The sequence below is a fragment of the Streptomyces sp. CRN 30 genome, assembly GCF_034105845.1.
In genome coordinates, this window is the sequence record NZ_JAVRHI010000031.1 from 22,692 (window position 1) to 32,897 (window position 10,206).

The window sequence follows — 10,206 nt, forward strand, 5'->3', positions numbered from 1 at the left end:
GGGCGTCAGACCTGGATGAGGTCGCGGCGCGTGTGGGTCAGGAACTCGTAGCCGTCCTCGGTGATCACGAGGCTGTCCGAGTGCTGGAGACCGCCGAAGCTCGGGATGCGCAGGTTGGGCTCGAAGGTGAGCGTCATGCCGGGGGCCAGCACCAGGTCGTCGTTGGGTCCGAGGCTCGGCTGCTCGTGCGGGCCGAGGCCGAGACCGTGGCCGATGCGGCCGGGCAGGTAGTCGCCGTAGCCGTGCCGGTGGTACGCCTCGCGGGCCGCCTCGTACACCTCGGCGCAGGTCAGGCCGGGACGGAGGTACGGGGCGGTCTCCTCGCGGATGGCGAGCAGCGCCTCGAACGCGGCCTGCCGTTCCGCGTTCAGCTTGCCGAAGGCGACGGAGCGCTCGTTCTCGGAGTGCATGCCGTCCACGGCGGTCCAGATGACCGTCCACTGGATCTCGCCGTCGACGGGGCGGCGGGTGGTGGGCGGCGCGGAGTTCATCGGCACCCGGTCGCCGACCAGGGAGTAGGCCCACAGGGCGTTGAAGACGCCGCCCTCCAGGTTGCCGAAGTCCATGGTGAGCCGGTCGGGATGGTCGGTGGACCACTTGTGCTGCATGGCCCGCATGGCGGCGGCGGACACCTCGACCTCGCTGCGCCGCCCGGCCATGGCCTCAAGGGCGGCGTCCATGCCGGCGTCGGCGATCGCGGAGGCGACGCGCAGCGACTCCAGTTCGGCGGCGTCCTTGACGTAGCGGGCGCGCATCAGCGCGGCACCGGTGTCGGTGAAGGACGCCTCCGGCAGCACCTCGGTGAACCGCTGATGGTAGGCGTACGGCAGGAACTCGCCCTCGATGCCGATGCGCCCGGCGGCCAGACCGCGCTCGCGCAGTACGCCGACCAGCACCTCCCACCAGTGGTCGGGGCCGATCTCCTTGGCCCAGCGGCCGTAGGGGCGGATGTCGGTGATGAGGGAGGTCTGCCGGGAGGAGTGGGCGCGCAGGGCGTGCAGCACGAAGACCGGGTCGCCCTCGGCGGGAAGCACCACCAGGATCGGGTGGCTGTAGATCATCGGGGTGTAGCCGGAGAGGTAGAAGGTGTTCTGCGGCTTGACGACGATCATCGCGTCGGCGCCCTCGGCGCGCAGGTTCTCCTGGACGCGGGCCCAGCGGGCGCGGACGGCGGCGGAGTCGGGAAGCATCAGGCGGCGCTCCTTGGGGTGCTGTTGCGGGGGGTACGGAAGAAGGCGCGGCGGGGCTCGCGGCCCGTGTCCCTGCGCCGGGAGAGGTGCTCGCCCAGCAGGTTGGCCGAGATGACCAGGGCGACCAGGCACAGGCCCGGCAGGACGGCGATCCACCAGGAGCTGAGCAGCCGGCCCTGGCCCTCGGCGACCATCAGGCCCCAGTCGGCGGCGGGCGCCTGGGCGCCGAGGCCGAGGTAGCTGAGCCCGGCCTCCATCAGCACGGCCCGGGAGAGGTCGAGGGTGGCGGTGACGGCTATCAGGCCACGGACGCCCGGGAGGAGGTCGCGCAGGATGATCCAGTGGCCGGGCGCGCCCTGGAGCCGGGAGGCCTCGACGTAGGCGTTGGTGCGCAGGGCGAGGACCCGGGAGCGGACGAGCCGGAAGTAGGCGGGCCAGCCGGTGAGGGCGATGACCAGCACCAGGACGGCCGTGGACTGCCCGCCGAAGGTGAGGATCAGCAGGGCCAGCAGGATGGAGGGCAGCGCGAGCTGGATGTCGGCGAGCCGGGACAGGAGCTGGTCGGCCCAGCCGCGGGCGTACCCGGAGAGCAGTCCGAGCGCGGTGCCGAAGACACCGCCGCACAGGACGGCGAGCACGCCGACGAGCAGCGGGGTCCGCGCCCCGTACAGCAGCCGGCTGAGCAGGTCGCGGCCGAGCTGGTCGGTGCCCAGGAGGTAACCGTGCTCGCCGGGCGCGGCGTTGGTGTGCGCCAGGTCCTGGGCGAGGGGGTCGTGCGGGGCCAGTACGGGGGCGAGCAGCGTCAGCAGGACGACGATGCCGAGGACGACGGCGCCGGCGGTCCCGGCGTTGAAGCGGCGCCCAGGCGTGGAACGGCTGGTCTTCACCGGTCAGTGCCCTCCGTTCGAGTGGCGGACCCGGGGGTCGAGGACCCCGTACAGCAGGTCGACGACGAGGTTGACCACGACGAAGGCGGTGATCAGGAAGGTGAGGTCGGCCAGCACCAGCGGGTAGTCCTCGTTCTGCAGGGCGGTGATGACCAGCTGGCCGACGCCCGGCCAGGAGAAGACGTTCTCCACGATGACGGTGCCGCCGAGCAGGGCCCCGGCCTCCAGGCCGAGGACCGTGACGGTGGGCAGCATCGAGCCGTACGCGGCGTGCCGCAGCACCCGTCCCCTCTTCATGCCGAGCGCCAGCCCGGTACGGGTGTACGGGCGGGCCAGCTCACCGGTGAGGCTGTTGCGGAAGACCCGGGCGAGGGGCGGTACGACGCCGCAGGCGAGGGTGATCGCGGGCAGGACGAGGGCGCCCGCGCCGCTCGCGCCGGAGGTGGGCAGCCACTGCAACTGCACGCCGAAGACCCACACCAGCAGGACGCCGATGAAGAAGCCGGGCACGGACTGGGCGAGGAAGACCAGTCCCATCGGCCACTCCCGGCCGGCCCGGGGACGGCGGCCGCGCAGGACGCCCGCGCCGGACCAGAGCCCGACCGCGGCCGCGGCCGCGCAGGCCAGCAGCAGCGCCGTGCCGGCGAGGGTGAGGGTGGCGGGCAGCCGGTCGGTGACGACGGTCAGCGCGGGCTGCTGGAAGGTGAGCGAGTCGGGGAACTGTCCCCGCAGCGCGTCGCCGAAGAAGGTGACGTACTGCTCGGCGAGCGGCCGGTCGTAGCCGAGCGCCCGGCTGAGCGCGGCGATCTGGTCCTCCGAGGCGCCGACCGGCGCCATCATCACCGCGGGGTTGCCGGAGGAGTGCAGCACCAGGAAGACGGCGCTGAGCGCTCCCCACACGGCGACCAGGGTGAGTCCCAGCCGCCGGATCACGAAGCGGAGCATCTACGCGTCCCCCTTCCAGGACATCTCGGCCGGGCGCACCCAGTCGTCGGGGCGGGCCTGCCAGTCGAGGCCGTCGGAGGAGGCGGTGATGCCGGGCTGCGGGAAGAGGAAGAGCACCGGGGCCTGTGCGCGGGCGCGCTCGGCGGCCGCGGCGTACAGCCGGTCACGCTCGTCCTGGTCGGTCTCGGTGCGGGCCCGGTCGACGGCGTCGGTGAACTGGCCGTCCTTCCAGTACGCGTACGGGCTGTCCGAGACGAACAGGTTGAAGAGCCCGCCGGCGGCCAGGGTCGGCCACGCCTGCGTGATGTACTGCATGTCCGACATGTCCTGGTCGACGAGGTACTTCTGCATGTAGACGGTGAAGGGGATGCTGTTGATCCGCGCCTGTACGCCCACCTCGCTGAGCTGCTGGGCGACGGCCTGGACGATGAGGTCGCCCGCGACGTACTGGCCGCTGGGTACGGTCAGTTCGACGCTCAGCGGGTTCCCGGAGCCGTACCCCGCCTCGGCGAGCAGTTCCCTCGCCTTCCCGGGGTCGTGCGGGTAGGCGTCGAGGCCGTCCGCGTATCCGGCGTAGTCGGAGGTGAGGAGCTGTCCGGGGCTCGGCTCGACGGTACCCCCCAGGAGGCTCGCGGTGAGGGACTCCTTGTCCACGGCGTAGTTGACGGCCTGCCGCACCCGGACGTCCTTCATCGGGCCCTTCAGGGTGTTGAGCTTGATGAAGGCCATACGCGTGGTGTCGCTCTGCTGCACGTCCAGCGCCCGGTCGGTGCGCAGCCGCTCCAGGTCCTGCGGGTCGAGGCCGGCCACCACGTCCAGTTCGCCGGAGAGCAGCCCGGAGACGCGGGCGGCCTCGGATGGGGTGATCCGGTAGGTGACGCGGTCGATGTCCGGGGCGGTCCCCCAGTAGTCGTCGCGGGCACGCAGCTCGACGTTGCCGCCGGCGGCGTAGCCGGTGAGCTCGTACGGTCCGGAACCCATCGCGGCGGTCGCCGGGTCGTGGTCCTCGGCCCAGTCGGGGCTGAGCAGGTAGAGGAAGGACAGGGCGCCGAGGAGGTCGGCGTCGGGTCCGTCGGTGACCAGGTCCACGGTGCGGTCGTCGACCTTCTCGGCCCGCAGCAGGGAGGCGAAGTTGGAGGTCATGCGCAGCCCGTTGTCCTCGTCGAGGAGCCGCGCGATGTTCCAGACGACGACGTCGGCGTCGAGCGGGGTGCCGTCGGCGAACGCGGCCCCCTCGTCCAGGTGGAAGCGCCAGCGGTCGGACGCCGTCCGCTCCCAGCTGGTCGCCGCGTCCGGGCCGATGGTCAGGTCGGGCCTGCGGGTGACCAGCGAGGAGTAGACGGAAGAGAGCACCGACAGGTCGGAGCCGACCGAGGTGGTGTTCATGGGGTCGAGGGTGGTCACGGCCGAGGACAGCCCGATGACCACCGAGGAGTCGGCGGAGCGGGTGGCGGCGGTGCCGGTGCCGACGCAGCCGGAGAGGGCGGCGGCCAGCGCGAGGCCCGTGCCGAGGCCGAGGAAGCCCCTGCGGGTCAGTGCTCTCACCGCGCGCCTCCCGTACCCGCGCCCGGGGCGGTGGCGAAGACCGAGCGGTCGGAGGCGCACGGGTTGCCCAGGGTGACGTAGAAGGCGCCCTCGGGGAGCACGGCGACCGACGCGTAGGTGGTCTCCGAGCCCTGGCCGCCGTCGGCCTGGTGGCGGCAGAGGGAGTTCTGCGGGTAGCCGTCGTGGTCGGCGAGCAGCGTGGCCAGCTCGCCCGGTGTCATGGCCGAGGCGGCGGTCAGGGCGCGTCCGGCGACCGTGCTGCGGTGGTAGGAGGACGGGTTCTCCTCCTCGGCCGGGGCGAGGGGCGCGGTGGCCGGGCAGACGTAGTGGTTGGTCAGTACGTGGTGGTCGGCGGAGTCGCGCACGGTGACGTCGCCGGCGGTGGCCTCCAGGGCGAGCTGCCGTCCCTCCCGGTCGGCCAGGGCGATGTTGAGGCCGGAGAGGCGGGGCTGGTCGCGCAGGGCTGCGGCGAAGTCGGCGGCGGTGGCGGAGCGGCGCAGCAGGTCGTGGGAGTTGATGAGGATCCAGCCGGTGGCGGAGGCCCGCCAGTCGACGCCGGTGCGCACGCTCCACACGCCGGAGGTGGACATGGCGAGACCGGCGTCGTTGAGGCCGCTGCCGGGCCACAGCACGCTGCCCGCGACGGTGACCTCGACCAGCCGGCGGCCGTCGGGGTACTGGCGGCGCAGCACGACGTGCTCGGCGAAGTGGCCGGCCATGTCACGCGTCTTGGCAAGCAGGGTGCGGCCCCCGGCGGCCCGTTCGCCGCCGACGATCAGCTGGCTGCACTCCTGCTCCACCCAGCGCAGCACCATGTGGGCGGGCAGGTTGAGGGCGAGCACGTCGCGCAGCGGGAGCCCGGCGCCCTCGGCGATGCCCTCCAGCTCCGCGTACTGCTCGGGGTCGTGGGCGCGGACGAAGCCGGCGTTGGCGTCCAGGCACGCGTCGTAGCGCTCGCGGGAGGCCGTGTCCGTGCACAGTTCGGCGACGTCGCGGCGGACGGCGGCGGTGTTGGCGGCGATCAGGTCGCGGGCGGCCCGTCCGTGCCGCAGGCCCTGTTCGGCAGCGGTCCCGGACAGGTCCAGGAAGGCGGGGTGCTCGGCCGCGGTGGCCGAGTCCGCCGCGAGGCCCCATTCCAGCCAGCGGCCGGGATGGGCGGCGGGTACGGCGTCCAGCGTGGTCACGGGGTGGGCTCCTGGGGTGTGCGGGCGGGTGTCGCGCGGGTCGGTGCCGCGGGGTGGTGCGTCGCCAGGTGGGCGAGCGCTTCGGCGGCGACCCGGTCGGTCTCGTGGAAGAAGGCGGCGTCGGTTCCGGGACGCGCTCCGATGGCGGTGGTCCAGCGCACCCCTTCCAGGGGCACGCCGACGGCGAAGAGGGCGGGGTGGACGGGATGGGCGGGGTGGACGGGATCCTGGGCGGTGGCCGGGCCCGCGTACACCCGGCCGTCGCGGGTCCGTACGTCCAGGGCGCCGGTGGGCAGCGGGGCACCGCCGGGCTCCTGGGAGGGCAGCCGGTGCGGGCGGGCCACGCCGTCCGCGACCATCCGGCGGACCAGGCCGCCGCCGGGTGCGGCCACGTCGACCGGTGGCATCCACGCGTCGACCACCGTGTCGGGGCGCACGGTGAGCCCGTCGCCCTCGTCCTTCCCGTCGACCAGGTCGGCCCGCCAGCCGCCGTGACCGTCCGGGGTCGCCGGGCCGAGCAGCCGCACCACGCCCGCCGCCACCAGGGCGCGCAGCTCGCGGACGCGACGGGCGGGCGGGCCGGCGGAGAGGAAGTTCGCGAAGCCGTTGAGGTGGCCGAGGACGTCCCGCCGGTAGGACTCACCGGTCAGCCGGCCCGCCGTGACCAGCCGGATCAGGGCCGGGCGGGCCTGCCGGGCGGCGACCGCGAGGGCGGCGGCCGGGGGCAGCGCCGGGTCGGTGGCGGCGGCCAGGTCCGCGTCGAGGTGGGCGGCGAACCACTCCTGCAGTGCGGCGGGGTCCGCGAACCGGCGGCCGCGCAACGGGGACGCGAACGCCTCCGGGTCGAAGCGCCATCGCTCGGGCGCGGCCCGGCGCACCTGCGGCACCCGGTCGGCGGTCAGCGGCCCGGGGAGGTCCGCCGCGTCCGGGCCGAGCTCCGCGCGGTGCAGCGCGAGCACCCGGTCGTACCAGGCCAGTTCCAGGTCGGCCAGGTACAGCGGCAGTACGTCGCGGCGGAAGTCCAGCCGCTCCCGGGCCGCCAGCTCCGCGACCCGCTCCGGCGTCAGGTGGGCCACGGGGACCCGTACGCCGAGGGTGTCGACCCGGGCGCGGTAGGGCACGCCGCGACGGGTGGTGATCCAGATGCGGGGCTCGCGGCCGCTCGGCTCGTACCCCCGCTCACCGAACCGGCCGCCACGCCCGGCCGTCAGCAGTTCCAGGACGTCGTAGGCGTTGAGCCCGCCGCCGCGCAGCAGCACCTCGGAGGCGGGGGCCATCTCCTCCAGCGGGTAGTCGCCGGGGTGGCCGCCGGGCAGCCGGCGGGGGCCGGCCGCCGGGCGGGGTCCGGGGCCGGGGGCGTCCAGGTGGCCGGTGGCCAGGACGACGGCGCGGGCGGCGAGCCGGCGTCCGGAGGCGAGTGCGACGCCGTAGCCGTCGGGTCCGGCGGGGACGACGCGCTCCACCGAGTCCGTCAGCACCTGCACGCGCAGCCCCTTGCGGTCCGCCTCGGCGTGGACGGCCGCCAGGGCGTCGGCGAGGTAGAAGCCGTAGACGCGGCGCGGCGCGTAATCGCGCTCGGTGGAGTTCCGCGCGAAGTCCCGTACGGCGGTGTCGGGATGGCCTTCGGCCGCGATATGGCGCAGCCATTCCAGGAAGGTGGGGCCGGTGCCGACCGGGGAATCGAGGCGCACCGATCCGTCGGGGAAGACGGTGTTGTCGGCGTTCATCGTGTTCATCAGCAGCCCGGCGGGCTGATCCGGCCGCCAGACCTTCCCGCCGCCGCCCGGCACCGGCTCGACCAGCACGATCGCCGGGAACGACGTCGCGTCCGCAGGCGCGCGCGTCACCACGCGATCGAGCACGGATATGCCGCGGGGCCCGCCTCCGACGATGACCAGACCGGTATCGCCGGGGGTGTCGGGCATGGAATGCGGCATGACGGTCATCACAATCTGCGGGCTTTGTCGGCCGGGGGCGGAAAGCAAAAGTGCCTCTTGCGGCGATCTTCTGTCAAACACTTCCTTTGGCCATCTCAAATTCCGGCTTTCATTCACGGGGCCCTACCCGCCGGTATCCACCGCGAGCTGTTGCAACAGCCTGTGGCGGCGACGGGAACAGAGGTGGGCGCACTGGAGTTGGGGTGGTTGCGGCACTGTTGCGTCTGTTGCAGCAGGTGAGACGTGTGCCGTTCGCCACATCCCGCCCCACGGCCCCACCGCCCAGCCCGGCCCAGCCCAGCGAGGAGCACCGCCCGCCATGTCCGGCACCGACACCCCCGCCTATCTGCGCGTGACGCAGGATCTGCGACGACGGATCACCGAGGGGGAGCTGCCGCCCGGCTCCCGGCTGCCGTCCCGGGCGCGGCTGGCCGGGGAGTACGCGGTGGGGCCCAACGTGGTGATCGCGGCGATGCGGCTGCTGACGGCCGAGGGGCTGGTGCACGGCCGGGCGGGCAGCGGGGTCTACGTCCGCCGGCCCGCCGAGCTGCGCCCGATGATCCGTTCCTGGCACACCGGGCGGCTCGGCGGCACCCTGTACGTGCCGGACGAGTCCGGCGAGAGCGCGGGGTCCCGCCGCACCTGCTCCTCCGCCACCGTGCCCGCGCCCAAGGAGATCGCGGAGCGGCTCGGCGTGGCCCCCGACGACCCGGTGATGCGCAGCGAGTACGTCTTCTACAGCGGTCCGGAGCGTCGTACGGTCTCCACCAGCTGGGAGCCGCTGGCCCTGACCGGGGGAACCCCGGTGGTGCTGCCGGAGGCGGGCCCGATGGCGGGGATGGGCGTGGTGGCCCGGATGGCGCACATCGGCGTGACGGTGGACCGCGCGACGGAGGCGGTCACGGCCCGGGCGGTGGCGCCGGAGGAGGCGAAGGCCCTGGGCGTGCCGGCCGGCAGCCCGGTGCAGGCGCTGCAGCGCACCTACTACGCCGGGGACCTGCCGGTGGAGACGGCGGACCTGGTGCTCCCGGCGGGCCGCTTCCAACTGGTGTACGAGTTCCCGGTGGGCTCCGGAACCTGACGCTCCGGACCGGCGGCACCGGCGGCGGCACCGCCCAGCGAGCCACCACCGCACGGAGCCCGATGTGGACGAGTATGTGCCCTGGTCACTGCCACGACCGCGAGGACGGAGCACACACGATGGCGGCATCCGGCACGGCGACGGACCTGGCGTCGGTCTACCGCGACCTCCACGCACACCCCGAACTGGCCTTCCAGGAGACCCGTACCGCCGCGATCGTCGCCGGCCGGCTCCGCGCGCTGGGGTACGACACGACCACCGCCGTCGGGCGGACCGGGGTCGTCGGCGTGCTGCGCAACGGCGACGGACCCACCGCCCTCCTCCGCGCCGACATGGACGCCCTCCCCGTTGGGGAACGGACCGGCCTGCCCTACGCCAGCACCGCGCACGGCACCGACGGCGCCGGCGAGGCGGTCCCCCTCATGCACGCCTGCGGCCACGACATGCACGTCACCTGTCTCCTGGGCGCGGCCGCCGAACTGGCGGCGCGCCGCTCCACCTGGCGGGGCACCGCGCTGCTGGTGTTCCAGCCCGCCGAGGAGACCGGCGACGGTGCCCGGGCCATGGTCGACGACGGTCTGTACGAACGCTTCGGCCGGCCCGCCGTCGTCCTGGGCCAGCACGTCGCTCCGCTGCCGGCCGGACTCCTCGGGCTGCACCCGGGGCCGGCCTTCGCCGCCTCCGACTCCCTGACCGTCGTCCTGCACGGACGGGGCGGACACGGGTCCCGGCCGGAGGCGGCCGTCGATCCCGTGCTCATGGCGGCGGCCACCGTGATGCGCCTCCAGGGCATCGTCTCCCGGGAGGTGGCGGGCTCCTCGACGGCCGTCCTGACCGTCGGCGCCCTGCACGCCGGCACCCGGGGGAACATCATCGCCGACCGGGCCGAACTCCAGCTCAGTATCCGCACCTTCGACACGGCCGTACGGGACACCGTCCTGGCCGCCGTCGAGCGCGTGGTCCGGGCCGAGGCCGCCGCGTCGGCGGCCCCGCGCGATCCCGAGACCGTCCTCACGCAGTCCTTCCCCGCCGTGGTGAACGACGCCCGGGCCGCCGCGCTCGTCGAACGCGCCTTCACCGCCGGCCTCGGCCCCGGCCGGGTCGTCGACCCCGGGCCCGTCACCGGCAGCGAGGACGTGGGCATCCTCGCCACCGCCGCGGACGCGCCCTGCGTCTACTGGCTGCTCGGTGGCGCCGACCCCGCCCCCTTCGCCTCCGTCAGGGATCCCGAAACGCTCAAGGAGATCACCCGCGGACTGCCCTCGAACCACTCCCCCCACTACGCGCCCGTCATCGAGCCCACCCTCACGACGGGCGTCGGCGCCCTCGTCACCGCGGCCCGCGCCTGGCTGCCCGTACCGTCCTGACCGCCCCGGCCGCCCTCTGCGGGGGCGCGGCGCGGCGGCCCAGCGCGGCGGCCCGGCGCGGCGGCCCGGC

8 protein-coding genes are annotated in these 10,206 nt (G+C 74.3%); 2 read left to right on the forward strand and 6 right to left on the reverse strand.

Annotated elements, in window-relative coordinates; genetic code table 11:
* Positions 1-5: 5 nt before the first annotated feature.
* From UW392_RS03410 to UW392_RS03435, 6 genes are read right to left on the reverse strand one after another with little or no spacing between them, the layout of a single operon-like run.
* Positions 6-1,190, reverse strand: a complete 1,185-nt coding sequence (locus UW392_RS03410; protein ID WP_320773338.1) for a Xaa-Pro peptidase family protein — start codon at positions 1,188-1,190, stop codon at positions 6-8.
* The gene (locus UW392_RS03415; RefSeq protein WP_320773339.1) at positions 1,190-2,077 is read right to left on the reverse strand and encodes an ABC transporter permease; all 888 of its coding nucleotides are present in this window, start codon (positions 2,075-2,077) and stop codon (positions 1,190-1,192) included. Before UW392_RS03415 ends, UW392_RS03410 begins: the two co-directional genes overlap by 1 nt.
* Positions 2,078-2,080: 3 nt before the next feature.
* Complete coding sequence (locus tag UW392_RS03420) at positions 2,081-3,022, reverse strand: ABC transporter permease (protein ID WP_320773340.1); 942 nt, start codon at positions 3,020-3,022, stop codon at positions 2,081-2,083.
* A complete protein-coding gene (locus UW392_RS03425; protein ID WP_320773341.1) occupies positions 3,023-4,567 on the reverse strand; it encodes an ABC transporter substrate-binding protein in 1,545 nt (514 codons plus the stop codon).
* A complete protein-coding gene (locus UW392_RS03430; protein ID WP_320773342.1) occupies positions 4,564-5,751 on the reverse strand; it encodes a C45 family peptidase in 1,188 nt (395 codons plus the stop codon). Before UW392_RS03430 ends, UW392_RS03425 begins: the two co-directional genes overlap by 4 nt.
* A complete protein-coding gene (locus tag UW392_RS03435; RefSeq protein WP_320773343.1) occupies positions 5,748-7,676 on the reverse strand; it encodes an FAD/NAD(P)-binding protein in 1,929 nt (642 codons plus the stop codon). Before UW392_RS03435 ends, UW392_RS03430 begins: the two co-directional genes overlap by 4 nt.
* Positions 7,677-8,007: 331 nt before the next feature.
* On the opposite strand from UW392_RS03435, the gene UW392_RS03440 reads away from it, so the two are divergent.
* On the forward strand, positions 8,008-8,769 hold the full coding sequence (locus UW392_RS03440; protein ID WP_320773344.1) for a GntR family transcriptional regulator: 762 nt from the start codon (positions 8,008-8,010) through the stop codon (positions 8,767-8,769).
* 119 nt (positions 8,770-8,888) lie between these two features.
* Positions 8,889-10,136 (forward strand): amidohydrolase, encoded by a 1,248-nt coding sequence (locus tag UW392_RS03445; RefSeq protein ID WP_320773345.1) that lies wholly within the window; start codon positions 8,889-8,891, stop codon positions 10,134-10,136.
* The last annotated feature ends 70 nt before the right edge of the window (positions 10,137-10,206 follow it).

Bases quoted from the DNA above. Each gene is read 5' to 3' on its own strand.
- UW392_RS03410 (WP_320773338.1), bottom strand. From the start codon at position 1,190: ATGCTTCCCGACTCCGCCGCCGTCCGCGCCCGCTGGGCCCGCGTCCAG.
- UW392_RS03420 (WP_320773340.1), bottom strand. From the start codon at position 3,022: ATGCTCCGCTTCGTGATCCGGCGGCTGGGACTCACCCTGGTCGCCGTG.
- UW392_RS03435 (WP_320773343.1), bottom strand. From the start codon at position 7,676: ATGCCCGACACCCCCGGCGATACCGGTCTGGTCATCGTCGGAGGCGGG.
- UW392_RS03440 (WP_320773344.1), top strand. From the start codon at position 8,008: ATGTCCGGCACCGACACCCCCGCCTATCTGCGCGTGACGCAGGATCTG.
- UW392_RS03445 (WP_320773345.1), top strand. From the start codon at position 8,889: ATGGCGGCATCCGGCACGGCGACGGACCTGGCGTCGGTCTACCGCGAC.